The organism is Cronobacter dublinensis subsp. dublinensis LMG 23823 (assembly GCF_001277235.1).
GTDB classification, from domain to species: Bacteria; Pseudomonadota; Gammaproteobacteria; order Enterobacterales; family Enterobacteriaceae; genus Cronobacter; species Cronobacter dublinensis.
Genome location: NZ_CP012266.1, coordinates 260312 through 285332, shown reverse-complemented (window position 1 = coordinate 285332; position 25021 = coordinate 260312). Strand labels below are relative to the sequence as shown.

At 57.8% G+C, this 25021-nt stretch carries 20 protein-coding genes and 4 tRNA genes; 3 read left to right on the top strand and 21 right to left on the bottom strand.

Features of this window, described 5'->3' with window-relative positions; translation table 11 throughout:
• Window positions 1-689: 689 nt before the first annotated feature.
• The 19 genes from AFK67_RS01325 to trxA all read right to left on the bottom strand — a co-directional run bounded on the left by AFK67_RS01325 (window position 690) and on the right by trxA (window position 17847).
• Window positions 690-766 (bottom strand) — tRNA-Pro (locus AFK67_RS01325).
• A gap of 36 nt (window positions 767-802) precedes the next feature.
• Window positions 803-888: transfer RNA gene (locus AFK67_RS01320), tRNA-Leu, on the bottom strand.
• 22 nt (window positions 889-910) lie between these two features.
• A tRNA-His gene (locus tag AFK67_RS01315) sits at window positions 911-986 on the bottom strand.
• A gap of 55 nt (window positions 987-1041) precedes the next feature.
• Window positions 1042-1118 (bottom strand) — tRNA-Arg (locus AFK67_RS01310).
• Window positions 1119-1220: 102 nt separating this feature from the next.
• The gene (gene thrP, locus AFK67_RS01305; RefSeq protein WP_007717050.1) at window positions 1221-2606 is read right to left on the bottom strand and encodes a bifunctional threonine/serine APC transporter ThrP; all 1386 of its coding nucleotides are present in this window, start codon (window positions 2604-2606) and stop codon (window positions 1221-1223) included.
• A gap of 229 nt (window positions 2607-2835) precedes the next feature.
• Complete coding sequence (gene wecG / locus AFK67_RS01300; RefSeq protein WP_007717046.1) at window positions 2836-3576, bottom strand: lipopolysaccharide N-acetylmannosaminouronosyltransferase; 741 nt, start codon at window positions 3574-3576, stop codon at window positions 2836-2838.
• A 14-nt stretch (window positions 3577-3590) separates the two neighbouring features.
• Window positions 3591-4955, bottom strand: coding sequence for an ECA oligosaccharide polymerase (gene wzyE, locus AFK67_RS01295; RefSeq protein WP_038885141.1), 1365 nt, complete (start codon window positions 4953-4955; stop codon window positions 3591-3593).
• Window positions 4952-6028 carry a TDP-N-acetylfucosamine:lipid II N-acetylfucosaminyltransferase gene (locus AFK67_RS01290; protein ID WP_007717042.1) on the bottom strand — a complete coding sequence of 359 codons (1077 nt, stop codon included), beginning with the start codon at window positions 6026-6028 and terminating at the stop codon, window positions 4952-4954. The genes wzyE and AFK67_RS01290 overlap by 4 nt, the downstream gene beginning before the upstream one ends.
• Entirely contained in the window at window positions 6025-7275 is a 1251-nt protein-coding gene (gene wzxE, locus AFK67_RS01285; protein WP_032966875.1) for a lipid III flippase WzxE, read from the bottom strand. The genes AFK67_RS01290 and wzxE overlap by 4 nt, the downstream gene beginning before the upstream one ends.
• 1 nt (window position 7276) lies before the next feature.
• Window positions 7277-8407, bottom strand: a complete 1131-nt coding sequence (gene rffA / locus AFK67_RS01280; protein ID WP_007717036.1) for a dTDP-4-amino-4,6-dideoxygalactose transaminase — start codon at window positions 8405-8407, stop codon at window positions 7277-7279.
• A gap of 5 nt (window positions 8408-8412) precedes the next feature.
• Window positions 8413-9096, bottom strand: coding sequence for a dTDP-4-amino-4,6-dideoxy-D-galactose acyltransferase (gene rffC / locus AFK67_RS01275; RefSeq protein WP_038885142.1), 684 nt, complete (start codon window positions 9094-9096; stop codon window positions 8413-8415).
• Window positions 9074-9955 carry a glucose-1-phosphate thymidylyltransferase RfbA gene (gene rfbA, locus AFK67_RS01270; protein WP_038875385.1) on the bottom strand — a complete coding sequence of 294 codons (882 nt, stop codon included), beginning with the start codon at window positions 9953-9955 and terminating at the stop codon, window positions 9074-9076. The genes rffC and rfbA overlap by 23 nt, the downstream gene beginning before the upstream one ends.
• 18 nt (window positions 9956-9973) lie before the next feature.
• Window positions 9974-11041 carry a dTDP-glucose 4,6-dehydratase gene (rffG, locus tag AFK67_RS01265; RefSeq protein WP_007717028.1) on the bottom strand — a complete coding sequence of 356 codons (1068 nt, stop codon included), beginning with the start codon at window positions 11039-11041 and terminating at the stop codon, window positions 9974-9976.
• Entirely contained in the window at window positions 11038-12300 is a 1263-nt protein-coding gene (wecC, locus tag AFK67_RS01260; RefSeq protein WP_007717024.1) for a UDP-N-acetyl-D-mannosamine dehydrogenase, read from the bottom strand. Before wecC ends, rffG begins: the two co-directional genes overlap by 4 nt.
• Window positions 12297-13427 carry a non-hydrolyzing UDP-N-acetylglucosamine 2-epimerase gene (gene wecB / locus AFK67_RS01255; RefSeq protein ID WP_032966874.1) on the bottom strand — a complete coding sequence of 377 codons (1131 nt, stop codon included), beginning with the start codon at window positions 13425-13427 and terminating at the stop codon, window positions 12297-12299. The genes wecC and wecB overlap by 4 nt, the downstream gene beginning before the upstream one ends.
• A gap of 57 nt (window positions 13428-13484) precedes the next feature.
• Entirely contained in the window at window positions 13485-14534 is a 1050-nt protein-coding gene (gene wzzE, locus AFK67_RS01250; protein WP_007717020.1) for an ECA polysaccharide chain length modulation protein, read from the bottom strand.
• 17 nt (window positions 14535-14551) lie between these two features.
• Window positions 14552-15652, bottom strand: coding sequence for a UDP-N-acetylglucosamine--undecaprenyl-phosphate N-acetylglucosaminephosphotransferase (wecA, locus tag AFK67_RS01245; protein ID WP_007717018.1), 1101 nt, complete (start codon window positions 15650-15652; stop codon window positions 14552-14554).
• 250 nt (window positions 15653-15902) lie between these two features.
• Window positions 15903-17162 carry a transcription termination factor Rho gene (gene rho, locus AFK67_RS01240; protein ID WP_004386383.1) on the bottom strand — a complete coding sequence of 420 codons (1260 nt, stop codon included), beginning with the start codon at window positions 17160-17162 and terminating at the stop codon, window positions 15903-15905.
• 355 nt (window positions 17163-17517) lie between these two features.
• Window positions 17518-17847 (bottom strand): thioredoxin TrxA, encoded by a 330-nt coding sequence (trxA, locus tag AFK67_RS01235; RefSeq protein ID WP_004386384.1) that lies wholly within the window; start codon window positions 17845-17847, stop codon window positions 17518-17520.
• Window positions 17848-17964: 117 nt separating this feature from the next.
• On the opposite strand from trxA, the gene rhlB reads away from it, so the two are divergent.
• Window positions 17965-19230: an ATP-dependent RNA helicase RhlB gene (gene rhlB / locus AFK67_RS01230; RefSeq protein WP_007717015.1), complete on the top strand. Its 1266-nt coding sequence runs from the start codon at window positions 17965-17967 to the stop codon at window positions 19228-19230.
• Window positions 19231-19235: 5 nt separating this feature from the next.
• Window positions 19236-20720: a guanosine-5'-triphosphate,3'-diphosphate diphosphatase gene (gppA, locus tag AFK67_RS01225; protein WP_007717011.1), complete on the top strand. Its 1485-nt coding sequence runs from the start codon at window positions 19236-19238 to the stop codon at window positions 20718-20720.
• Between the two features lie 58 nt (window positions 20721-20778).
• Here the strand turns inward: gppA and rep are convergent, their stop codons facing one another.
• Entirely contained in the window at window positions 20779-22800 is a 2022-nt protein-coding gene (gene rep / locus AFK67_RS01220; protein WP_032966872.1) for a DNA helicase Rep, read from the bottom strand.
• Window positions 22801-22918: 118 nt separating this feature from the next.
• On the opposite strand from rep, the gene ppiC reads away from it, so the two are divergent.
• Window positions 22919-23200, top strand: coding sequence for a peptidylprolyl isomerase PpiC (gene ppiC / locus AFK67_RS01215; protein WP_001140255.1), 282 nt, complete (start codon window positions 22919-22921; stop codon window positions 23198-23200).
• A gap of 129 nt (window positions 23201-23329) precedes the next feature.
• On the opposite strand, the gene ilvC is transcribed toward ppiC, so the two are convergent.
• Window positions 23330-24805: a ketol-acid reductoisomerase gene (gene ilvC, locus AFK67_RS01210; protein WP_007717002.1), complete on the bottom strand. Its 1476-nt coding sequence runs from the start codon at window positions 24803-24805 to the stop codon at window positions 23330-23332.
• Window positions 24806-25021: the final 216 nt, after the last annotated feature.

The window sequence follows — 25021 nt, the reverse complement described above, 5'->3', positions numbered from 1 at the left end:
CAGTAAGTGACTGGGGTGAGCGCGCGCAGCCAACACCGCCACGGCGCGAAAGATGACCCACAGCACAGACAAAAAAATACCTGCCCGAAGGCAGGTACTAAAACAGGTCTGTTTGACAACAAATGTGGTGCTTCACTCAACGTTATGTCCATGGTGTTTGATGAGGCCGAAGCGACATCTGTCTGTGGACGATAAGCACCGTAAACGGCTCTGCATCATTCCCGGGTTTATGAAGCCTGAGCAAACATAAGAGATGGAATGAGCATCTACACGCATAGTGTAGCATTTATCATGCCAGGTATGCAGCGTTTGTCTGTAACGGCTAAGTGCTTGTTTCATGGCGTTCGTGAGCGCTAACGCGTTTTCCTGACGGAAAATGCTGCTGTCTGTTGTCACCATTTAGCGACACCATTAACACCCCAGCTATTTTTACTATAATAATTAGGTAGTTATATGTCTCTGTATAACGACAACCGTTAATGCATTTGTCGCCAAAAGCCGTCACCGGGATTTTGACTTATAAATAAAGGATGAGAACCCAGATACGAGAGCATCAATGATGTGATCGCAGCCAGATGCGTCCAGAAAACAAGGAGTTATTTAACTACGCGAGTGACAGAAAAACGGTGAGTAAGGTGAAGTGAAGAACGGCAGAAAACAAAAAACCTCGCCGAAGCGAGGTTCAAAAGTGGTCGGCGAGAGAGGATTCGAACCTCCGACCCACTGGTCCCAAACCAGTTGCGCTACCAAGCTGCGCTACTCGCCGTATACTGCTTTTTGACTTTTTTGTTCAATCAAGTAGTGGTGCGAGGGGGGGGACTTGAACCCCCACGTCCGAAGGACACTAACACCTGAAGCTAGCGCGTCTACCAATTCCGCCACCTTCGCATCGCCACAAACTCTTAAATAATGGGGTGGCTAATGGGACTCGAACCCACGACAACTGGAATCACAATCCAGGGCTCTACCAACTGAGCTATAGCCACCACTGTATTCTTTCACGCGGTATTAAAACCACCGCAGCTCAAGCGCCGGGTTAAATGGCGCGCCCGACAGGATTCGAACCTGAGACCTCTGCCTCCGGAGGGCAGCGCTCTATCCAGCTGAGCTACGGGCGCGTAGCGCCGTTGCGGGTGGGGATACTACGGACTTCGCGCCCTGCTGTCTAGTGCTTTTTTGAAGAAAATGCGCGTTTGGTTATGCTTTGCGCACTATGGCGCTTATCCGTCCACTTTGGGCGTCGAAACGTACCGATCGAACCCGAAAAGCTTATAAATCACGCTCACCAGCGCCAGGAAAATCGCCCCGACAATGAGTGACATACGTGTGTCGTCGTTAAAGCCCATGCCCACCAGCACGCAGACCAGAAACGCCATCGTCAGGTAATTCGCCCACGGGAACAGCACGGAGCGGAACGGATGCGCGGCGATAGCCGCCTGGTGCGTCTGACGAAAACGCAGCTGGCTTATCAGAATGACAAACCACGGCACCATGCCCGGCAGCACGCTCGCGCTGTAGACATAAACGAACACGCGCTGCGGATTCGGGATGATGTAGTTCAGGCACGACCCTATCAGCAGGATAACAATAGAGAGCGCCACGCCCGCCACCGGTACACCATTGCGCGACACTTTCCCCATCGCCGCCGGCAGCTGACGGTTCTTCGCGAGCGCATAAAGCATACGCCCGCAGCTGTACATTCCACTGTTACAACCGGAGAGCGCGGCGGTCAGCACCACGAAGTTAATAATCCCCGCCGCGGCGGTAATGCCGATTTTGGCGAAGGTCAGGACAAACGGGCTGCCGTTGCTGCCAATCTCATCCCACGGGAAGATGGTGACGATAACAAAAATCGCGCCCACGTAGAAAATCAGGATGCGCCACAGCACCTTGCCCACCGCGCTGCGCAGCGTGACCTGCGGGTTTTTGGCTTCGCCTGCGGTGATGCCGATAAGCTCAACGCCCTGATACGAGGCCACCACGATACACAGCGCCGTCAGGAAGCCCTTCCAGCCGCCCGCGAAGAAGCCGCCGTGCGAGGTCAGGTTATCAAAGCCAATCGCGTGGCCGCCGTTGCCGAAGCCGAAGAAAATCACGCCCAGTCCGACAATAATCATCACGATAATGGTGGTGACTTTAATCATCGCGAACCAGAATTCGATTTCGCCATACAGGCGCACCGCCGCCAGGTTCGCCAGCGCGACAAGGCCCACGGCAATCAGCGCGGGTATCCACTGCGCCATCTCCGGGAACCAGAACTGGACGTAAACCCCGATGGCGGTAATTTCCGAGATCCCCACCGCCATCCACATAAACCAGTAGGACCATGCAGTGAGATAGCCAAAGAACGGGCTCATGTAACGGTGCGCGTAAACGGCGAACGAACCGGTTACCGGCTCAAGGAACAGCATTTCGCCCATGGAGCGCATAATGAAAAAGACGAACAGCCCGGCGATGATATAGGCCAGCAGCACGGACGGCCCTGCCCATTTCAGCGTACTGGCCGCCCCCATAAACAGCCCCACCCCGATAGTGCCGCCGAGCGCAATGAGCTCGATATGTCGGGCCTCCAGCCCTCGCTGTAGTTCCGGTTTATTCTCTGCCATAGATCCTCTGTGTTGTGTTTCACGTGCGTCCAGGTGAACCTGGTTATTGTGATGGTTAATGCCTGAGTGCGTTTGCGGGCAGCGAAACCGCGTCGCCGACCGGTAAAGCGCGGGCGAATGGTTCCGCAATTTTTGGGAAATGGCAAATAATGCGTGGCAAAAATGCGCTCACTGCGCAATAAAGCATCAGAAAGGAAAAGCGGCGGCGTCGGCAGACGCCGCCTGAAGATCACAGCTGGCCGGTGTAGTGCCAACCGAGGTAACGCAGCAGCCGCAGCTGGCGTTTAAGGCGGCTCGGCTGAGAGAGCAAACGATAGAGCCACTCCAGCCCCAGGTGTTGCCACACTTTCGGCGCGCGTTTTACATGGCCGGTGAAGACGTCATAGGTGCCGCCGACACCCATATAGAGCGCGTTCGGGTGAACGAGACGGCAGTCGCGCATAAAAATCTCCTGACGCGGCGAGCCCATCGCCACCGTGACAATCTGCGCGCCGCTGTCGCGGATGCGTGCGAACAGCGCCGCCTGCTCTTCCGGCTTAAAATAGCCGTCCTGCGCGTCGACGACATTCACCTTCCACTGGCGTTTAAGCTTGTCGATGGTCTGCGCCAGCACCTGCGGTTTACCACCCACCAGAAAGACCGGCGTGCCTTCGCGCCCGGCGCGCGCCATCAGCGCCTCCCAGAGATCGGCGCCCGCCACGCGCGATACCTGCGCCTGCGGGTACTTCTTACGTACCGAGCGCACAACGCTAATGCCGTCGGCATATTTAAACTCCGCCGCTTCAATCAGGCGGCGAACGTCGGCGTTCGCTTCCACGGTCAGCATCTTTTCGGCGTTCATCGCAACCAGCGTGCCGTGGCGCAGCACGCCGCCGTCATAGAGATAATCGAGCGCGTGTTGCATATCGCGCCACCCCAGCAGCGGCAGTCCGCGCAGCACATACACCGGGGCGGTGACGTTTTCAGACATCATATTCCTTAACCTTAAAGCGTTTCCGTTGGCGCAAGCGGGGCCGCGCGACGTCGACGCGGCTGGATCAGCCCGGCGTTATCCAGCAGCCAGTACAGCAGCTTCGCCAGTACCAGACAGGCGCCGAACACCAGCATAAAAAAGACCACGCGCGAGACGAAGGCATCCAGCCCTTCGCGCGCCAGCACGATCATGTTGAAAATGGCACCAAAGCAGAAGCTATGCATAATCGCCGCTTTGTAGCGGTTCGGCTCGCGGTTACCGCGTTCATACAGCCAGTCGAACCATTTGATAATCAGCCCGACCACCACCGCGCCGAGCGGGATAAACCACACGCCGCCCATCACTATCAGCGAGCCGAGCAGCGTCGGGGAGATAGCCAGCCCTGAATGGTTGTTCAGCACCTCCCAGGTGAAATAGTTGGCGGTATTCAGCACGATGTGCGGTCTGTCCGGCCATACCCAGGAAGGAATAAACACGTAGAAGTCGCGCACAATCGGCGCCAGCCCCTGAAACTCGATATTGCCGTAGTTTTGCAGCAGCAGCGCCAGGTTCTCCCATGGCGAGAACGTATCGCGGGTAAGATAAAGGAAGGTGTAAAACGCCTCGTCGCCGCTCACATTCAGGCCGTAGCGCTTAAGCGCCAGCCAGAACATCCCGACAATCCCCATCACGCCTGCCGCCGCCAGCATCCCAAGCGAGATCCAGCCGCGAATAATGCCGATAAACAGGAAAATGGCGAAAGCGATAATGATATTGGCGCGCGTGCCGCCGACAATCATGTAGGTCAGAAGCCCGAAGCCAACGGTGCTGACGAGGAAAAAGAGCCACGCGCGGCTGTCCTGACGCAGGAAGTAAACCACCAGCATCGCCGGAATAAAGAAGTAGAAAAAGCGCTTCAGCGCCACGCCGGAGACGTCGCTTGAGAAAATCTGGCTGTAGGAGTGCAGCCGGAACAGCAGGAAGCCGTTATGCATAAAGAAGATGCCGACGCTCACCAGCGCGACCACCATCATCATTATCCAGGCCAGATGGGTTTCGACGCGGTTCATCGCGAATAGCCCGCCGCCTGACGGGCGCTCCGACGTTCGCGCCGCCCGCAAGCGGGTTTTATACGTAACGTAATAGACGGCGTAGAAACAGCCCGCCGACAGCAGCGCCTGTAACAGCACCTCCGCCGGGACTACCGCCACGTTAAAGCGAAACACCAGAATGCTGGTCAGCGGAAAGCCGAAGAAAAACGTCAGCAGGAACAGCAGCGAGAAGAAGACGTTAAAGTTAAAGCGCACGCGGCGAAACTCAAACCAGGTGAGCGTGCCGATAAACAGCGTCGCCAGCAGCCAGACGATAAACAGGCCGCTGAATTGCAATAAGCTCATGCCACGTCTCCTGAAGCGATGCGCAGCGCGCGGTGCCAGCCCGCCAGATAGTTGGGCTTAAAAAACGCGATTTGCGATTTATCGACCATCTGCAACTGACGCTGCGCCTCGCGCACCGTCACCTCGTTAAGCTTGTCACCGGTAAACAGCACCGGCAGATTCTGTTCGACCATATCCTGCCAGAACGGGTTTTCACGGCTCAGCACGCATGGCACGCCCGCCTGGATAAGCAGACACAGCGTACCGATCCCCTGCTGGCGCGCAAAGATGAAATAACCGAGATCGCACTGGCGCAGCAGCGTGAGATAAGCGTCGAAATCGAGCTTTTCACGCAGCACGTTCAGGTTTTCCGGGCTGAACAGCCTAAGCCCCGCCTGCATAACCTCATCGATCCACGCCTCGTTATTGGCCGGGTAACCCATCGGCACAATCACGTTAACGGTATCGCCAAACTGCTGATGCACCGCTGTCAGCGCCGCGATATGGTCGTTGCTCCGATCGCCGGAGTTGCCCACCAGAATCGTCAGTTTCCCGTCGCGCTCCGGCGGCGGCAGCTGGTTTAACCCTTCATCCATACGCGTCGGGAAGTAAAGCAGTTCGCCCGGCACGCCAGGGTGGCGCTTCGCAAAGTGGCTGAGATCGCCGCGCGTGGCGAAGACATGGCCGACGCGCCCCTGCGCCAGTCGGCGCAGCCGGTAAAAAAGCTGAAACTTGAGGCTGCGCGAAGCTTCGTAGAGATCCGCGCCCCAGATATGCCAGCTCACCTGCGCGGGCTTCAGCCCGCCACTCAGCATCGCGAGCCACAGCGGCGCGTTAAACTGCCCGTGCAGGAAAAAGCGCTGACGGCGGTTTTCGCGCGCCAGCGCCACGACCGCGCGCGCCAGCGATTTTTTATCCGGATAAACGCGCAGTGAAAGCGCCGGATACTGCTGGTCGAGCTGTTCATCGGCGCTCACCACCATAAAGCGGCGCGCCTGTTCGTTATCGCTGGCCAGTTCATCGTTAAAGAAACGCAGTACCGTCTGGTTATGATGGGGAATATCGGACCCCAGAACGTGAATCAATGCTGTCATGTCTGTCTGCGCCAGAGTAAAAATACGCCACAACAGAGGGCGAAATAGACAATATAGGTCGCCATATAGGCTTGCGCCGCGCCCGCCGCGCCGTGCGCCGGGATCAGCCAGTATGAAAAGCCGGTTAATAAAGCAAACTGGCTGATTTCCGTCAAAAGATAAAAGCGCAGCGAGGCTTTCGCGATAATCAGATAACCGAAAACGTAAGCGCCCACTTTCAGCACGTCGCCCACCAACTGCCAGGCGAAGAGATCGCGCATTGCGGTGAACTGCGGTGAAAACAGCAGCCAGATGGCGAAATCCCGCAGCAGCCAGACCGCAAAGCTCGCCGTCGCGACCGCCGGCAACACGAATTTCAGCGCGCGGACGATCTCTCGGGTAATGTCGCGCTTCGCCTCCAGCCGCGACAGGGTCGGCAACAGCCAGACGCTGAACGACGCGGTAATGAACTGGAGATAGGCGTCCGAGATGCTGCTTACGCCCTGCCAGATGCCGACGGCATCCCACCCGTAGCGCGCGGCCAGCAGGTTACGCATCATCACGTAGGCGACCGGCAGCGTTACCGCCGTCATCATCGCCATCAGGGTGAATTTGCCAAGATGGCGCGCAAGCTGGCTGTCCCACCGGGGCTTCAGGTAGCGCAGCGGCACATGCTCGCGGCGTATCAGCATCCAGACCGCCGGGACCGCCACCAGCGCAGGCACCAGCGCCAGACCGAGCAACGCGCCCTCGTAGCCGCCTGCGCGAAAACAGGCGTAATACGCGACGACGCCGATGAGGCTGCCGGCAATCAGCGCCAGCGCGTTACCCGCCGCGTCGCGAAAGCCTTTGATGATTGCGAGCGTCAGGTTAGCCCAGGCGATGCCCATCTGGATGAACGCCACCAGGCGCACGACGTTCTGGTAACGATCGTGCCCGAACAGGCCAACGCTTATCGGCCCCGCCGCCAGCAGAAAAATCACCGCCAGCAGGGTCGAGAAACCGAGCACCATCGCCGATGCCGTCCCCGTGACGCGCCGCAGCCCGGCGGGATCGTCCTGGTGCTGTGCCACAAGTTTCGTGACGCCGTTGAAAATGCCCGCGCCAGCCAGCACGCCGAGAACCGTAATCAGCTGGCGGAAATTTCCTGCCTGGCCGACGCCCGTCGGGCCAAACGCGACCGCCAGCAGTTTGACGACCACCAGGCCCGCGCCGATTTTGATAAGCGTGGACCCGGCGGTCCACACGGAAGCTTTAGCGAGGGACATATCAGCCGAAATAGCTCAGCAGCGTATTAATCACCGTGCGCTGGTTCACCGGCGCGAGGTTGAAGAACAGCGGCAGACGCAGCAGGCGTTCGCTCTCAACGGTGGTGAAGCGGTCTTCGCCGTGGAATTCGCCGAACTGTTCGCCAGCCGGACAGGCGTGCAGCGGGATGTAGTGGAACACCGCCAGGATCTCCGCCTCTTTGAGGTAAGCGATAAGCTTGCTGCGATCCTCAATATCACGCAGCTTAATGTAAAACATATGCGCGTTGTGGCGGCAGGATTCGGGAATCGACGGCAGCGTAATGCGTCCGGTGCGCGCCAGCGGCGCCAGCGCGTCGTAGTAGGTCTGCCACAGCGTCAGGCGCTGCTGATTGATGCGGTCCGCCGCTTCGAGCTGCGCCCACAGATACGCCGCCTGCAAATCGGACATCAGGTAGCTGGAGCCGATATCGCGCCAGGTATATTTGTCCACCTGGCCGCGGAAGAACTGGCTGCGGTTGGTGCCTTTCTCGCGAATAATCTCCGCGCGCTCAACCAGCGCCGGATCGTTAATCAGCGTCGCGCCGCCTTCGCCGCCCGCGGTGTAGTTTTTGGTTTCATGAAAGCTGAAGCAGCCGATGTGGCCGATGGTGCCGAGCGCCCGCCCTTTATAGGTCGACATCACGCCCTGCGCGGCATCTTCCACCACAAAGAGGTGATGCTTTTCGGCAATCGCCATGATGGCGTCCATTTCACAGGCCACGCCCGCGTAATGTACCGGCACGATTGCTCGGGTTTTGTCGGTGATCGCCGCTTCAATCCGCGTTTCGTCGATATTCATGGTATCCGGGCGCACGTCAACGAAGACGATTTTCGCGCCGCGCAGCACGAAGGCGTTGGCGGTGGAGACAAACGTGAAGCTCGGCATAATCACTTCATCGCCCGGCTGGATGTTCAGCAGCAGCGCCGCCATCTCCAGCGATGCGGTACAGGACGGCGTCAGCAACACTTTCGGGCTGCCGAAGCGATGCTCCATCCACTGCTGACAGCGGCGCGTAAAGCCGCCGTCGCCGCACAATTTGCCGCTGCTCATCGCAGACTGCATGTAGTCGATTTCCGTGCCAACCACGGGCGGTGCGTTAAATGGGATCATGTTAGTTACCTGTATAACCAATAAGCGGTGCTTTCAATGTTGCCGCCGCTGGCAATATAGCGACGCAGCGCGGCGCGGTTGCCCGCCTGGGTCGCTACCCGCAAAGTGTAAAGCCCGCGCGCGACGCACCACTGGCGCGCCGCCTGCATCAGGGCTTCTCCGGCGCCGCGACCGGCCAGCAGGCCGATGCGGGCTTCTTGTTCGTTAATCTGGCGCAGCGTGACGAACCCGCGAAGCGCGCCCTGCGGCGTGCGCAGGATCAGGCATTCGTGGTCGAACGCGCCTTTCACCGCGTTTTCGACCCACTGCGCGTAAAATCGTCCGCTGGCGTCCGGGGCGTACCAGGGCGCGCGAAACCGGCTCATGGCGAAGGCTTGCGCCGCCGCATCGCGCAGGAGCGGAATATCGTCCAGGGTCGCAGTTATCGCCTGCGCGTCATCGACAGGCGCGGCAGACGTCAGCGGCAGCGCGAAATCCACCTCGCCTTCGACCAGCTGAAACCCGAGCGACAATAGGCCATCCAGCAGATCGCTGCGGGCGGCGGGCACCTTCGCCTGCACGCGCGACCAGACGTCTAATTGCGCCACGTCTAACGCCGCTGCGGTATCGGAGAAACGGACAATCGCGCTGTCGATGCCGAAAAACTGGCTCTCCCACTCAAGGGGTTCAATACTGGCGCGGACGGGCACGGAGGAGCTCCATCAGATACTGGCCGTAGCCGGTTTTGGCGAGCTGCTGCGCGACGCGCTTCACGTCCTCGTCAGCCAGCCAGCCGTTGCGCCAGGCAATCTCTTCCAGACAGGCGATTTTAAAGCCCTGACGTTTTTCGACCGTCTGTACAAAGGTGCTCGCTTCAATCAGGCTGTCGTGCGTGCCGGTGTCCAGCCAGGCGAAACCGCGCCCCAGCAGTTCGACGTTCAGCTTGCCCGCCTCCATGTACATCTGGTTAATGGAGGTGATTTCGAGCTCGCCGCGGCTGGAGGGTTTGACCTGCTTTGCGTACTCCACCACGTTGCTGTCGTAGAAGTAGAGACCGGTGACGGCCCAGCGGGATTTCGGGTGCGTCGGCTTTTCCTCAATGGAAATCGCGCGGAAATCCTCGTCGAACTCAACGACGCCGAAGCGCTCCGGGTCCATCACCTGATAGCCGAATACGGTCGCGCCGTCGGTCCGCGCGGCGACATGGCGCAGTTTCGGGCTGAAGCCCTGCCCGAAGAAGATGTTATCGCCCAGCACCAGACACGACGGACCGCCCGCAAGGAAGCTTTCGCCGATGATAAACGCCTGCGCGAGGCCATCCGGGCTCGGCTGAGCCGCGTATTCCAGCGAAATGCCGAACGCGGAGCCGTCGCCCAGCAGGCGCTGGAAATAGCTCTGGTCTTCAGGCGTGGTGATGATGAGCACCTCGCGGATCCCGGCCAGCATCAGCACCGACAGCGGATAGTAGATCATCGGCTTGTCGTAGATGGGCAGAAGCTGTTTGGAAACGCCGCGTGTAATAGGATGAAGGCGGCTGCCAGAGCCGCCCGCCAGAATAATGCCTTTCATGCCGGTCTCCCGTCGTGTTTAACGCGCAAGCCCCAGACGCTGGCCCTGATAGCTACCGTCCTGCACCTGCTTCCACCAGGTCTCGTTGTCGAGATACCACTGCACCGTTTTACGCATGCCGCTTTCGAAGGTTTCCTGCGGCCGCCAGCCGAGCTCGCGTTCAATTTTGCTGGCGTCGATGGCGTAACGCAGATCGTGGCCTGGGCGGTCCTGAACAAAGGTGATAAGCGAACGGTAAACCCCGACACCGGCCGGTTTCTGCGGCGCCAGCTCTTCCAGCAACGCACAGATGGTTTCCACCACGTCGAGGTTTTTCTGCTCGTTATGGCCGCCGATGTTGTAGGTTTCGCCCACCTCGCCTTGCGTCGCGACCAGGCAGAGCGCGCGCGCGTGATCTTCCACATACAGCCAGTCGCGGATCTGCTGGCCGTTGCCATAGACCGGCAGAGGTTTACCCGCCAGCGCGTTGAGAATGGTTAACGGAATAAGCTTTTCCGGGAAGTGATACGGCCCGTAGTTATTGGAGCAGTTCGTGACGAGCGTCGGCAGGCCGTAGGTGCGTCGCCAGGCGCGCACCAGATGGTCGCTGCCCGCTTTGGACGCGGAGTATGGACTGCTTGGCGCATACGGCGTGGTTTCGGTGAAGAAATCATCCAGCCCGTGCAGGTCGCCATAGACCTCGTCCGTCGAGATATGGTGAAAGCGAAACGCCGCTTTTTGCGCATCGCCCAGCGCGCTCCAGTAACGGCGAGCGGCTTCCAGCAGCGTATAGGTGCCGACGATGTTGGTTTCGATAAACGCCGCCGGGCCGTCGATAGAGCGGTCAACATGGCTTTCCGCGGCAAGATGCATCACGACATCCGGCTGGAATTGCGTGAACAGACGATCGAGGTTCTGCGCGTCGCAGATATCAACCTGTTCAAAGGCGAAACGCGAGTCCTGCGCCACCGGCGCCAGCGAGCCGAGATTACCGGCGTAGGTGAGTTTATCCACCACCAGCACGGCGTGGTCGGTGTTCTGGATCAGGTGTCTGACCACGGCGGAGCCAATAAACCCGGCGCCGCCCGTCACCAAAAAGCGTTTCATCGCCAGACTCCTTTAGTATCGACGACCCAGGTGTGGTTGAGCGTAGCGCCGTCAATGGCCTTGAACTGCTGATGGTCAACCAGCATCACCAGCACGTCGGCCTGCGCCAGCGCGTCGTCGAGCGCGGCCAGACGACATTTGCCGTCAAGGCGCGCCGGCAGCGCATGGATGTTCGGCTCGACAACTAGCGTTTCGCCGCTATGCCAGTCGGCGATAAGCTCCGCAATTTCCATCGCCGGGCTTTCGCGCAAATCGTCGATATTCGGTTTGAACGCCAGACCAAAACAGGCGATTTTCACCTCGCTGGCGCGGCGGTTGGTCGCAGCCAGGCAATCTGCCAGCGTGCTTTTCACCTGCTGGATGACCCAGTGTGGTTTGTGGTCGTTCACTTCACGCGCGGTGCGGATGAGCCGCGCCTGCTGCGGGTTCTGCGCCACGATAAACCACGGGTCGACCGCGATGCAGTGGCCGCCGACGCCGGGGCCCGGCTGCAAAATATTGACGCGCGGGTGACGGTTCGCAAGGCGAATCAGCTCCCAGACGTTGATGCCCTGGTCGGCGCAAATCAGCGACAGCTCGTTGGCGAACGCAATGTTGACGTCGCGGAAGCTGTTTTCGGTGAGTTTACACATTTCGGCGGTGCGGGAATTCGTCACCACACACTCGCCTTCGAGGAAAATTTTATAGAGCTCGCTGGCGCGCGCGGAACAGACGGGCGTCATGCCGCCAATCACGCGGTCGTTTTTAATCAGCTCGACCATCACCTGGCCTGGCAGCACGCGCTCCGGGCAGTAAGCGATGTTGATATCCGCCGCCTCGCCCACCTGCTGCGGGAAGCTGAGATCCGGTCGCAGCGCCGCGAGCCACTGCGCCATCTGCTCAGTGGCGCCGACCGGCGATGTGGATTCGAGGATCACCAGCGCGCCTTTACGCAGCACCGGCGCGACGGATTCCGCCGCCGCCTGCACGTAGGCCATATCCGGCTCGTGATCGCCCTTAAACGGCGTGGGCACGGCGATAAGATAGGCGTCCGCCTCGACAGGCTGCGTGCTGGCGCGCAGAAAACCGCCTTCCACGGCGGCTTTCACGACCTTATCCAGCTCCGGCTCGACAATATGAATTTCACCCCGGTTGATGGTATCGACCGCATGCTGATTGATGTCGATGCCGATGACCTGTTTTTCTCGCGACGCGAAAGCCGCCGCGGTGGGTAAACCGATATAACCCAGACCAATCACCGAAATGGTATTAAAACTCATAGTGATACCCGATTATTTTTAAGTGCATGTAAGATCCGTTCGCATGCCTGGCCGTCGCCATAAGGATTATGGGCGTGGCTCATGGCCTGATACGCCGCGTCGTCGTGCAGTAGCCGTGTCACTTCGTCGACGATACGCCGCGTGTCCGTGCCGACCAGTCGCACCGTGCCCGCCTCGACCGCTTCCGGTCGCTCGGTGGTTTCACGCATCACCAGCACCGGTTTGCCCAGCGACGGCGCTTCTTCCTGAATCCCGCCGGAGTCGGTCAGGATCAGCCAGGCGTGGTTCATCAGCCAGACAAACGGCAGGTATTCCTGCGGCTCAATCAGCACCACGTTTTCCACATGGCCCAGAATGCGGTTCACCGGTTCGGTAACGTTAGGGTTGAGATGGACCGGGTAGACAATCTGCACATCGCGGTTTTGCGCGGCGATATCCGCCAGCGCGCGGCAAATCTGTTCGAATCCTTCCCCAAAGCTTTCGCGGCGATGCCCGGTGACCAGAATCATTTTCTTGTCGCCGTCGAGGAAGGGATATTGCGTTTCCAGACGCAGACGCAGCGGCTCATCTGCCATCACGCGATCGCGCACGGTGATGAGCGCGTCGATAACGGTGTTGCCGGTCACGAAGATGCGCGCGTCAGGGATGTTTTCTCGCAGCAGGTTCTGGCGCGACAACTCCGTCGGCGCGAAGTGATACATCGCCAGATGACCGGTCAGCGTGCGGTTAGCCTCTTCCGGCCACGGCGAGTAGAGGTAGCCCGTGCGAAGCCCGGCCTCGACATGACCGACGGGGATCCGCTGGTAAAATGCCGCAAGGCTGGTGGCGATTGTCGTCGTCGTATCGCCATGTACCAGCACCACGTCCGGGCGGAATTCAGTCAGAATCGGTTTCAGCCCTTCAAGAATGCGACACGTGATCTCCGTGAGCCCCTGTCCGGGCTTCATGATGTTCAGATCGTAATCCGGCACAATGGAAAAAAGATGCAGCACCTGATCCAGCATCTCGCGATGCTGAGCCGTGACGCATACCCGAGTGTCAAACGCGGGATCCTGGGCCAGCGCATGTACCAGCGGCGCCATTTTTATAGCTTCTGGTCGCGTGCCAAAAACGGTTAGTACTCTCACAACGATTCTCTTCAGTTGGCGATGAAGGCGACGCGCGCCTTCATCCAGGACGCGTGCTTATGCGGTGCGGCGGCGGCGGACCAGAGCCACGCCAGCGCCAGTCAACGCCCCAACGGCTCCCCACATGATCATCAGGAATGCGCGACGTGGGCTGTCGCGTTTAACCGGCTCTTCCGGCGTACGCAGATAGCGATAGGTCTGAAAACGCGGGTCCAGCGTCGGCCCGACGTTCAGCGTCGCCAGCATCGCCCGGTTCTGATCGTAGTCGATGTCATAGGTCGGCCCTACGGCCTGGAGATTTTCCAGCCGTGCCTGCAACAGCGGGCGCCCCAGCATGAACAGTTCAGAATCCGGCAGCTCATCTGCGGGAACGTCCGTTTCGCTGCGAGAAATGTTGTGTTGTTCCGCCACCTGCAGCGCCTGCTGAACGCTGTGCACGCGACGATCGAAGATGGATTTCGCGACCGCTTCCTGGCGTTTCACCTGCGCTTTCATCTGGACGGTGCGCGCCGCCCAGGCGCCTTTGAGTTCATCATTAAGATGACTGGCGGCACGCTGGCTCGCGAAGGCGATATACTGACGCAGCAGGTTGTTCGCGTCCGGCGCGGTTTCCGCGATAAGCCGGATGTTATCGTTTTGATTGCGGGTGACGTCGCCTGCGGTGAACTGAATGTTGTCGATAAACTCATCCAGAAGCGCGGCGTCAGCTTTGCTGTTGCCGACTTTGCGCTGCTTGTAATAGTCCGTCTGCGACCAGAAATCGCGACGGGTATCCCACGCGGAGAGTTGCATGATGAATTCTTTATACGCGTCGTCCATCACCGAGGGCTGATCCACCGGCGCCAGATTGGCTTTCACATCCAGATTGCGCAGAAACTGTTGCTGTGAATAGTAGCCGCCCAGCATGTTAACGGTGGGACGATCGGTGATAGCCATCGCGCTCCATTCCTGGCGCGCGAAGAATGTATAAGTGAGAGCCACGAGCGCAAACAGCACGGCCATTCCGACTATCCAGAATTTCCCTGCCCACAGCGTTCGAAACAGACCCCGAATATCCAGTTCATTATCTGTCACTCCTGACGGAGTGCCCGGCACTTTTTGATTCATCACGTCCCCGATTTTCTTTAATTAGCGGTGGGCTTGTTGCTTCCGCGCTTCATGCGACGCTTAACGCGTTTAATGAAGCGCGCCACTTTCCATGCCCGTTTGATACAGTAGCCGTAGAAGAAAAATGCTAGCAAGAATAATGCCAACATTACCCACTCAGGGATAATATGTGCGGCATATTCGGACGCTACGCCAATGCCAGCGAGCAGCGCGGCGGCGAGCGTGATAAGGACAAACGCCTGACGAGAAGTAAAGCCGGCGCGCATGATCAGATGATGAATGTGCTGACGGTCCGGCGAAAAAGGACTCATGCCTTTACGCAGACGGCGGTACATGATGGCAATCATATCCATCAGCGGAATCGCGATGATCCAGAGCGCGGTCACCGGGCTAATCGGATGCGTTTTCCCCTGCGTGGTTTCCAGCAGGATCCAGATAACGGTAAACCCGATAAGCGTACTGCCCGCATCGCCCATAAAGACTTTATAACGCCGTCCGAACGCGCCGAGGTTCAACAGAATATAAGGAAGGATGGCGGCAATCATGGCGAAGCACCACATCGACAGGCTGGTCTGCCCGTCAAACCATAGGATCATGCCGATAGCCGCAAAGGAGACGCACGACAGCCCACCGAGCAGACCATCAATCCCGTCCACCATATTAAAGGCGTTAATCGCCGCCCAGACGGCAAACAGCGTGAGGAAATACCCAAACGGCCCCAGCACCATCTCCCACGAGCCGAAAATATATCCGAGACTGCGCAGATAGAGCCCGCCCACCGTCATCATCACCACGCCGATAACGGCCTGGATAACGGCGCGTATTTTTACGCTGATGTCGTAACGGTCATCCAGCGCGCCGACAAACACCAGCACCCCGGCGCTCGCCAGGTATAACGCCGCATGAGGAATATAGTAGTCCGCAATGGAGAAGGTAAAACAGATGCCTGCGTAGACGGAGATGCCGCCCACCAGCGGGATCAGCCCTTGATGGCGCTTACGGAAATTGGGCTTATCGACCAGACCAACCCTTTTGCCCAGCTTTCGTGCAAAAAAAAGAAAAACAAATGTGAATAAAAAAATACTGATTAGCTCAGTACCAACGGTAACTAAATTCACAGTGTGCGCTCTCTGCAAACGTTAAGTCCGGAGGAAGTATAACTGCGGCAGTCAGGCTTTCTAAGCACTCCTCCGCCCCTCATCCCTGAACAGACTAATTATTATTCAGTAAGATAAACATAGCTCAGGCCAGATAAAAACTGGCGCGCCTTTACTGAAAGTCGTGTAAAGATCACGCCTGTTGCCTATCGTATAGAGCAACAAAGAAAAACGCCACGTCGTGACGTGGCGTTCCCCGAGTTCCCGCTGACTACGAACGTTTCATCATATCGAAGAATTCGTCGTTCGTTTTGGTCATCGCCAGTTTATTAATGAGGAATTCCATCGCGTCGATCTCACCCATCGGGTGAATGATTTTACGCAGGATCCACATTTTCTGCAGTTCTTCCTGAGTCGTCAGCAGCTCTTCTTTACGGGTACCGGAACGGTTGTAATCGATAGCCGGGAAGACGCGTTTTTCCGCGATCTTACGAGAGAGATGCAGTTCCATGTTACCGGTGCCTTTAAACTCTTCGTAGATAACTTCATCCATTTTAGAGCCGGTATCAATCAGAGCAGTCGCAATAATGGTCAGGCTACCGCCCTCTTCCACGTTACGCGCCGCACCGAAGAAACGCTTCGGACGATGCAGGGCATTAGCGTCCACACCACCGGTCAGCACTTTGCCGGATGCCGGCACGACGGTGTTGTAAGCGCGTGCCAGACGGGTGATGGAGTCGAGCAGAATGATAACGTCTTTTTTGTGCTCGACGAGGCGCTTGGCTTTCTCGATAACCATTTCAGCAACCTGAACGTGGCGGGAAGCCGGTTCGTCAAACGTGGACGCGACCACTTCGCCTTTCACCAGACGCTGCATCTCGGTCACTTCTTCCGGACGTTCGTCAATCAGCAGCACCATCAGCACGCAATCCGGGTGGTTGTATGCAATGCTCTGCGCGATGTTCTGCAGCAGCATGGTTTTACCGGCTTTCGGCGGCGCCACGATAAGACCACGCTGACCGCGACCAATCGGCGACGCCAGATCCAGTACGCGAGCGGTCAAATCTTCAGTCGACCCGTTGCCGCGCTCCATACGCAGACGCGAGTTCGCGTGCAGCGGCGTCAAGTTTTCGAACAGGATCTTATTACGTGCGTTTTCCGGTTTATCGAAGTTAACTTCGTTCACTTTCAACAGCGCGAAGTAGCGCTCGCCTTCTTTCGGCGGACGAATCTTACCGGAGATGGTATCCCCTGTACGGAGGTTGAAACGGCGGATTTGGCTGGGAGAAACGTAGATATCGTCGGGACCGGCGAGGTAGGAGCTGTCTGCAGAACGGAGGAAGCCGAAGCCATCCTGCAATATCTCCAGCACACCGTCGCCAAAGATATCTTCGCCACTCTTCGCGTGCTGCTTCAGGATGGCGAAAATAATATCCTGTTTGCGCATGCGGGCCAGGTTTTCCAGGCCCATATTTTCGCCGAGAGTAATCAGCTCAGAAACCGGCGTATTCTTTAATTCGGTAAGATTCATAGTGGTGGGTTCTTAAACTCGGGGTAAATCTCGAACGTAATGTTGTGAATGGTATGGCAGGGTCATCCATGCCTGTTTACGGGCTTCATCTCATGTCTGTTCGTTGCCTGGTTGCAGGTAAGGAACGCAGAACTGAAACGACAAGACGGAATGAGTGATAAGTCCCGGAGTTAATGCTCTTCTCGCCTACCGGTCTCGGTATTGACATTGTCATGGGCGGGAAGCGTCGGGTATTACAAGATTCAAACTAAAAGGTAAGTTTAAATTGAAGTCAAAAATAAAGTTAGCATGACTGAAGCCGGGCGTCCAGCGGTCCTGAGTATTTAGGAACCGTGATCGCCCCGGCGGGGAACCATTACGCCAGGTTGGCGTCGAGGAACTCTTTCAGTTGGCCTTTTGACAGCGCGCCCACTTTGGTCGCCGCCACTTCACCATTTTTAAACAACAGCAGAGTCGGAATGCCGCGAATGCCGTATTTCGGCGCGGTGCCCGGGTTCTGGTCGATGTTCAGTTTGGCAACCGTCAGTTTGCCCTGATATTCATCAGCGATTTCATCAAGGATAGGGGCGATCATCTTGCACGGACCACACCATTCTGCCCAGAAATCAACCAGCGTCAACCCGTCCGCTTTAAGTACATCCGTGTCGAAACTGTCGTCAGTCAGGTGAATAATTTTATCGCTCATGTTTTACTCCAAAGATTAGGCCTGTCATGTTGGTGTAGCATTAACCAACATAAGGTTGACTTTATTTCACCGGATACGCTTTCGTAAAGCAATAGTTAGCTGATATTCTACCACACTATGAGCAAAACACACTTGACTGAACAGAAGTTTTCCGACTTCGCCCTGCACCCTGTCGTAGTTCAAGCCCTTGAAAAGAAAGGGTTTCATAACTGCACACCTATCCAGGCTCTGGCACTCCCGTTAACGCTCGCGGGCCGTGACGTTGCAGGGCAGGCGCAAACCGGTACCGGCAAAACGATGGCGTTTTTAACGTCAACGTTTCATTATTTACTCTCACACCCTGCGGCGGAAAATCGCCAGGTGAATCAGCCACGCGCCCTGATTATGGCGCCGACCCGCGAACTCGCGGTGCAGATTCACTCCGACGCGGAACCGCTGGCGGAAGCCACCGGCCTTAAGCTGGGTCTCGCCTACGGCGGTGACGGTTACGACAAGCAACTGAAAGTGCTGGAAAGCGGCGTCGACATTCTGATCGGCACCACCGGCCGTCTCATCGATTACACCAAACAAAACCACGTCAACCTGGGCGCGATTCAGGTCGTGGTGCTCGACGAAGCCGATCGCATGTACGATCTGGGCTTTATCAAAGACATCCGCTGGTTGTTCCGTCGTATGCCAGCTGCCGCACAGCGTCTCAATATGCTGTTCTCCGCGACGCTCTCTTACCGCGTGCGTGAACTCGCGTTCGAGCAGATGAACAACGCGGAATATGTCGAAGTCGAACCGGAGCAGAAAACGGGCCACCGTATTAAAGAAGAGCTTTTCTATCCGTCTAACGAAGAGAAAATGCGCCTGCTCCAGACGCTGATTGAAGAAGAGTGGCCGGATCGCGCCATTATTTTCGCCAATACTAAACATCGCTGTGAAGACATCTGGGGCCATCTGGCGGCAGACGGTCATCGCGTTGGCCTGCTGACGGGCGACGTCGCGCAGAAAAAACGTCTGCGAATTCTTGATGAATTTACCCGTGGCGATCTGGATATTCTGGTTGCGACCGATGTTGCGGCGCGCGGCTTGCATATTCCTGCCGTCACCCACGTCTTTAACTACGACCTGCCGGACGACTGCGAAGATTACGTTCACCGCATCGGCCGTACTGGTCGCGCGGGCGCCAGCGGCCACTCCATCAGCCTTGCCTGTGAAGAGTACGCGCTGAACCTGCCGGCGATCGAAACCTATATCGGCCACTCCATTCCGGTGAGTAAATACAATCCGGATGCGCTGTTAAGCGAACTGCCGCCGCCGAAGCGCCTGTCGCGTCCGCGCACCGGCAATGGCCCGCGTCGTTCCGGCGCGCCGCGCAACCGTCGTCGTACAGGATAAGCGCTATGCCCGGCGCCTCCTCACTGTATGCGGCAATCGACCTCGGTTCGAACAGCTTTCATATGCTGGTGGTACGTGAGGTGGCCGGGAGCATTCAGACGCTCACGCGTGTGAAACGCAAGGTCCGCCTCGCGGCGGGCCTCAGCGCCGACAATACCCTTTCGACGGACGCCATGGAGCGCGGCTGGCAATGCCTGCGCCTGTTCGCCGAACGGCTTCAGGATATCCCCTGCGCGCAAATCCGCGTGGTCGCGACCGCGACGCTGCGCCTTGCTACCAACGCCGACGAGTTTGTCGCCCGCGCGCAAGAGATCCTCGGCTGTCCGGTACAGGTAATTGCCGGCGAAGAAGAAGCCCGGCTTATCTACCAGGGTGTTGCGCATACCACCGGTGGCGATGACCGCCGTCTGGTCGTGGATATCGGCGGCGCCAGCACAGAACTTGTGACCGGCACCGGCGCCCGCGCCACGTCTCTCTTCAGCCTGCCAATGGGCTGCGTCACCTTTCTTGAGCGTTATTTCACCGACCGCAGCCTGACGCAGGCGCATTTCGACAGCGCCGAGCAGGCCGCGCGCGAGGTGTTGCGCCCGGTTATTGCGCAGCTACGTGGTCAGGGGTGGAGGATCTGCGTCGGCGCATCCGGCACCGTGCAGGCGCTGCAGGAAATCATGATGGCGCAGGGCATGGATGAGCGCATTACGCTTGCCAAGCTCCAGCAGCTGAAAGCACGCGCCATTCAGTGCGGACGTCTTGAGGAGCTGGAGATTGAAGGCCTGACGCTTGAGCGCGCGCTGGTCTTTCCGAGCGGTCTGGCCATTCTTATCGCCGTTTTCAGCGAGCTGGAAATCGCGTACATGACGCTTGCCGGCGGCGCGCTGCGTGAAGGGCTGGTCTATGGCATGCTGCATCTCGCGGTGGATCAGGATATTCGCAACCGTACGCTGAAAAATATTCAGCGCCGGTTTATGGTGGATATCAGCCAGGCCGCGCGCGTGGCCCAGCTGGCGGAGCGGTTTGCCGGGAGCGTGGAAGCCGAGTGGGCGCTGGACGATCTCAGCCGTGCGCTGCTGCACAGCGCCAGCCTGTTGCATGAAGTCGGCCTCGCGGTCGATTTTAAACGTGCGCCTCAGCACGCCGCTTATCTGGTGAATAATCTCGATTTACCGGGCTTCACGCCCGCGCAGAAAAAGCTGCTGGCGACGCTGCTGCTGAACCAGACCGGCACGGTCGATCTTCCGGCACTGCAACAGCAAAACGCGGTGCCGCTACGCGTGGCCGAGCGCCTTTGTCGACTGCTGCGCCTGGCGATTATCTTCGCCAGCCGTCGACGCGACGATATGCTGCCGGATGTCACACTGAGCGCACAGGGCGACACGCTGACCGCGACGCTCCCGCAGGACTGGCTCTGCGTGCATCCGCTGGGTGCCGAGATGTTAGAGCAGGAGCAGCGCTGGCAAAGTTACGTGCACTGGCAGCTCGACGTGCAATAAAGCTAAACGCATAAAAAAACCGCCTGCGAGGCGGTTTTTTATTATCGGTACATCGACATTAGCCGCCGCGCGCTTTCGCCAGCATCGCTTTGATATTTGCGACGTTCGCCTGGCCCTTCTGCATTCGCTCCTGCGGCGTGACCACTTTACGCTCGGTTTCCCACTGTAAATCGTCCTGCGGAAGCTCCAGCAGGAACCGGCTCGGCTCCGGGCGCACCAGCTCGCCATACTGACGGCGCTCTTTACAGAGCGTGAAGATAAGCTCTTTCTGCGCACGCGTGATGCCGACATAGGCCAGGCGCCGCTCTTCGTCGATATTGTCTTCATCGATGCTGCTCTGATGCGGCAGCAGCCCCTCTTCCATCCCGACCAGAAAGACATACGGAAATTCGAGGCCCTTCGAGGCGTGTAACGTCATCAACTGGACCTGATCGAGTTCTTCGTCGCTTTCGCCGCGCTCCATCATGTCGCGCAGCGTAAAGCGCGTCACGACCTGCGTCAGCGTCATAGGCTCGTCAAGATCGGTGCCTTCAAGCATTTCTGTCATCCAACTGAACAGCTGATTGACGTTTTTCATGCGCATTTCCGCCGCTTTCGGGCTCGGCGAGGTTTCAAACAGCCAGGCCTCGTAATCGATGCCGCGAATGAGATCGCGCACCGCCGCCACCGGCTCGCGCTCGGACAGCACCGCCACTTCCTGCAGCCACTGCGTGAAGCGCGTCAGCGACTCATAGCCGCGCCCGCTCAGCGTCTGGGAAAGGCCCATATCAAAACTGGCGGTGAACAGGCTTTTATTGCGCTGGGTCGCCCATTCGCCAAGCTTTTGCAGCGTCGCCGGGCCGATTTCGCGCTTGGGCGTATTCACGATACGCAAAAACGCGCTGTCGTCGTCCGGGTTGGTGAGTACGCGCAAATAGGCCAGCAAGTCTTTGATTTCCGGACGCGAGAAGAACGACGTACCGCCGGAAATCCGATACGGAATGCGGTTCTGCATCAGCATCTTTTCAAAAACGCGCGACTGATGATTACCGCGATACAGGATCGCGTAATCCTTGTACTGGGTTTTGTTGACAAAGTGATGCGCGATAAGCTCACCGGTCACGCGCTCCGCCTCGTGATCTTCGTGGTTGGCGGTGAGCACTTTCAGCTCGGTGCCATAGCCCAGCTCGGAAAAGAGCTTTTTCTCAAAGACGTGCGGGTTATTGGCAATAAGAATGTTAGCCGCTTTAAGAATGCGCCCGGAGGAGCGGTAGTTCTGCTCAAGCTTAATCACTTGCAGCGCCGGAAAATCCTGGCTCAACAGCACCAGGTTTTGCGGACGCGCGCCACGCCAGGAGTAGATTGACTGATCATCGTCCCCGACCACCGTAAAGCGCGCGCGGTTGCCCACCAGCAGCTTCACCAGCTCATACTGGCTGGTGTTGGTGTCCTGGTATTCATCCACCAGCAGGTAGCGAATGCGGTTCTGCCAGCGCTCACGCACCTCTTCATTACGCTGCAACAGCAGCGTCGGCAGCAGGATCAGATCGTCAAAATCGAGCACATTGCAGGCTTTCAGATGCGCGTCATACAGGCTGTAGCAGTGGGCAAAGATACGCTCGCGCTCGCCGATAGCGCGCGCCGCCGCCTGCGGCGGGCTCAGCAGATCGTTCTTCCAGTTCGAAATAGTCGAAATCAGCTGTTGCAACAGCACCTTATCGTTTTCGATAAGCCCTTCGGTCAGCTCTTTAATCAGCGCCATCTGATCGGTATCGTCAAACAGTGAGAAGTTGGATTTCATGCCGAGCGCCGCATATTCGCGCTTGATGATTTCAAGACCCAGCGTGTGGAAAGTCGAAATCATCAGTCCGCGCGCCTCTTTGCGCCCGAGCGTCTGGGCGACGCGCTCTTTCATCTCACGCGCCGCTTTGTTAGTAAAGGTGACCGCCGCGATATGGCGCGCCTGATAGCCGCAGCCGCGAATCAGGTGCGCGATTTTATTCGTGATGACGCGGGTTTTACCGGAGCCAGCGCCCGCCAGCACCAGGCAGGGGCCAGTGACGAATTCGACGGCTTGTTGTTGGGCGGGGTTCAGACGCATAAGTTACTCAGTGAAAGTCAGAGGAGAAGGCGGCTCCCCACAGCAGGTACGGCAGTACGAAGGGAGAAAAACGCGTGGTAGTATAGCCAGCGTTATCAACCCCACTCAAGGCACGATCATGGCAAAAACAGCAGCAGCACTGCATATCCTTGTTAAAGAAGAAAAACTGGCACTAGATCTGCTGGAGCAAATTAAAAACGGCGGCGATTTTGAAAAGCTGGCCAAGAAGCACTCGATTTGCCCGTCGGGCAAGAAAGGTGGCCATTTAGGCGAATTCCGTCAGGGCCAGATGGTGCCGGCTTTCGATAAAGTCGTGTTCTCCTGCCCGGTGCTGGAGCCGACCGGCCCGCTGCACACGCAGTTCGGTTATCACATTATCAAAGTGCTGTACCGTAACTAATCAAAAGGCCTTCTCTGTGAGAAGGCCTTTTTCTTTGGGGTTCGAGTGTCGCGTTCAGGCGGGTGCGCTGCGTTACCCGCCCTACGGTTTACCCGCCAACGCCGCTGCGGGTCAAAAGACGACGGGGAATCAGCCTGCGACCGCGATACGCTTCATATCGGTCATATAACCGCGCAGCTTCTGCCCGACTTTCTCGATCTCATGGCTGCGAATCGCATCGTTGACGTCACGCAGCTGCGCGTTATCTACCGCGGTGCCCTCAGTCGCTTTACCCAGATCGCCCGGCTGCAGTGTGGTCATAAATTCTTTCAGCAGCGGTACGGCGGCATTGGCGAACAGATAGTTGCCATATTCCGCGGTATCCGAAATAACCACGTTCATTTCGTACAGGCGCTTACGGGCGATGGTGTTCGCGATAAGCGGCAACTCATGAAGTGATTCGTAGTAGGCGGATTCTTCGATGATGCCGGCATCCACCATGGTTTCAAACGCCAGTTCAACGCCCGCTTTCACCATGGCGATCATCAGCACGCCTTTGTCGAAATAGTCCTGCTCGCTGATTTTGCCTTCAAACTGCGGCGCGTTTTCAAACGCGGTTTTGCCGGTCTCTTCGCGCCAGGTCAGCAGTTTTTTATCGTCGTTAGCCCAGTCCGCCATCATGCCGGAGGAGAATTCACCGGAGATGATGTCGTCCATGTGTTTCTGGAACAGCGGCGCCATGATGGTTTTCAGCTGTTCGGAGAGCGCATAAGCGCGCAGTTTCGCCGGGTTAGAGAGACGGTCCATCATCAGCGTAATGCCGCCCTGCTTCAGGGCTTCGGTGATGGTTTCCCAGCCAAACTGGATCAGTTTTTCCGCGTAAGCCGGGTCGGTACCGTCTTCCACCAGCTTGTCGAAGCACAGCAGAGAGCCCGCCTGCAGCATGCCGCACAGGATAGTCTGCTCGCCCATCAGGTCAGATTTCACTTCAGCGACGAAAGAAGATTCCAGCACGCCCGCGCGATGGCCGCCGGTTGCCGCCGCCCACGCTTTCGCGATAGCCATACCTTCGCCTTTCGGATCGTTTTCCGGATGCACCGCGATAAGCGTCGGCACGCCGAAACCACGTTTGTACTCCTCGCGCACTTCAGTGCCCGGGCACTTCGGCGCCACCATCACGACGGTAATGTCTTTACGGATCTGCTCGCCCACTTCCACGATGTTAAAGCCGTGGGAGTAACCCAGCGCAGCGCCGTCTTTCATCAGCGGCTGCACGGTGCGCACTACGTCAGAGTGCTGTTTGTCCGGCGTCAGGTTAACCACCAGATCTGCCTGCGGGATCAGTTCTTCATAGGTGCCGACCTGAAAACCGTTTTCCGTCGCCTTACGCCAGGAGGCACGCTTCTCGGCAATCGCTTCTTTACGCAGGGCATAAGAGACGTCCAGCCCGGAATCACGCATGTTCAGACCCTGGTTGAGGCCCTGCGCGCCGCAACCCACGATGACTACTTTTTTCCCTTTAAGGAAGCCTGCCCCGTCGGCGAATTCATCGCGCGCCATGAAACGGCATTTGCCCAGCTGCGCCAGTTGCTGGCGCAGATTCAAAGTGTTGAAGTAGTTAGCCATGGTGATACCTCGTGATGTTGTATTGTCTTATTGTTCGATTAACTGCGTCGTCAAAAACGACGGTACAGATTTCAGGTTACAGGAAGGCGACGATTTCGCGAGCCGGGCTGCGCAGGGTTGCGAGCCGGGTCAGAGAAAGGCCGACACACCGGTGACCTGAAACAGGTTAAGACCACTATATGACAGGAATCTTGTTGCGGAAATTGATATATTGAC

What these genes read in the sequence shown, in the direction of transcription:
- rfbA (WP_038875385.1), bottom strand. Translation starts at nt 9,955, where the DNA reads ATGAAAGGCATTATTCTGGCGGGCGGCTCTGGCAGCCGCCTTCATCCT.
- wzxE (WP_032966875.1), bottom strand. Translation starts at nt 7,275, where the DNA reads ATGTCCCTCGCTAAAGCTTCCGTGTGGACCGCCGGGTCCACGCTTATC.
- gppA (WP_007717011.1), top strand. Translation starts at nt 19,236, where the DNA reads ATGCCCGGCGCCTCCTCACTGTATGCGGCAATCGACCTCGGTTCGAAC.
- ppiC (WP_001140255.1), top strand. Translation starts at nt 22,919, where the DNA reads ATGGCAAAAACAGCAGCAGCACTGCATATCCTTGTTAAAGAAGAAAAA.
- wecC (WP_007717024.1), bottom strand. Translation starts at nt 12,300, where the DNA reads ATGAGTTTTAATACCATTTCGGTGATTGGTCTGGGTTATATCGGTTTA.
- rffA (WP_007717036.1), bottom strand. Translation starts at nt 8,407, where the DNA reads ATGATCCCATTTAACGCACCGCCCGTGGTTGGCACGGAAATCGACTAC.
- wzyE (WP_038885141.1), bottom strand. Translation starts at nt 4,955, where the DNA reads ATGAGCTTATTGCAATTCAGCGGCCTGTTTATCGTCTGGCTGCTGGCG.
- thrP (WP_007717050.1), bottom strand. Translation starts at nt 2,606, where the DNA reads ATGGCAGAGAATAAACCGGAACTACAGCGAGGGCTGGAGGCCCGACAT.
- wzzE (WP_007717020.1), bottom strand. Translation starts at nt 14,534, where the DNA reads ATGAATCAAAAAGTGCCGGGCACTCCGTCAGGAGTGACAGATAATGAA.
- rho (WP_004386383.1), bottom strand. Translation starts at nt 17,162, where the DNA reads ATGAATCTTACCGAATTAAAGAATACGCCGGTTTCTGAGCTGATTACT.
- rffG (WP_007717028.1), bottom strand. Translation starts at nt 11,041, where the DNA reads ATGAAACGCTTTTTGGTGACGGGCGGCGCCGGGTTTATTGGCTCCGCC.
- wecG (WP_007717046.1), bottom strand. Translation starts at nt 3,576, where the DNA reads ATGTCTGAAAACGTCACCGCCCCGGTGTATGTGCTGCGCGGACTGCCG.
- rep (WP_032966872.1), bottom strand. Translation starts at nt 22,800, where the DNA reads ATGCGTCTGAACCCCGCCCAACAACAAGCCGTCGAATTCGTCACTGGC.
- trxA (WP_004386384.1), bottom strand. Translation starts at nt 17,847, where the DNA reads ATGAGCGATAAAATTATTCACCTGACTGACGACAGTTTCGACACGGAT.
- ilvC (WP_007717002.1), bottom strand. Translation starts at nt 24,805, where the DNA reads ATGGCTAACTACTTCAACACTTTGAATCTGCGCCAGCAACTGGCGCAG.
- AFK67_RS01290 (WP_007717042.1), bottom strand. Translation starts at nt 6,028, where the DNA reads ATGACAGCATTGATTCACGTTCTGGGGTCCGATATTCCCCATCATAAC.
- rhlB (WP_007717015.1), top strand. Translation starts at nt 17,965, where the DNA reads ATGAGCAAAACACACTTGACTGAACAGAAGTTTTCCGACTTCGCCCTG.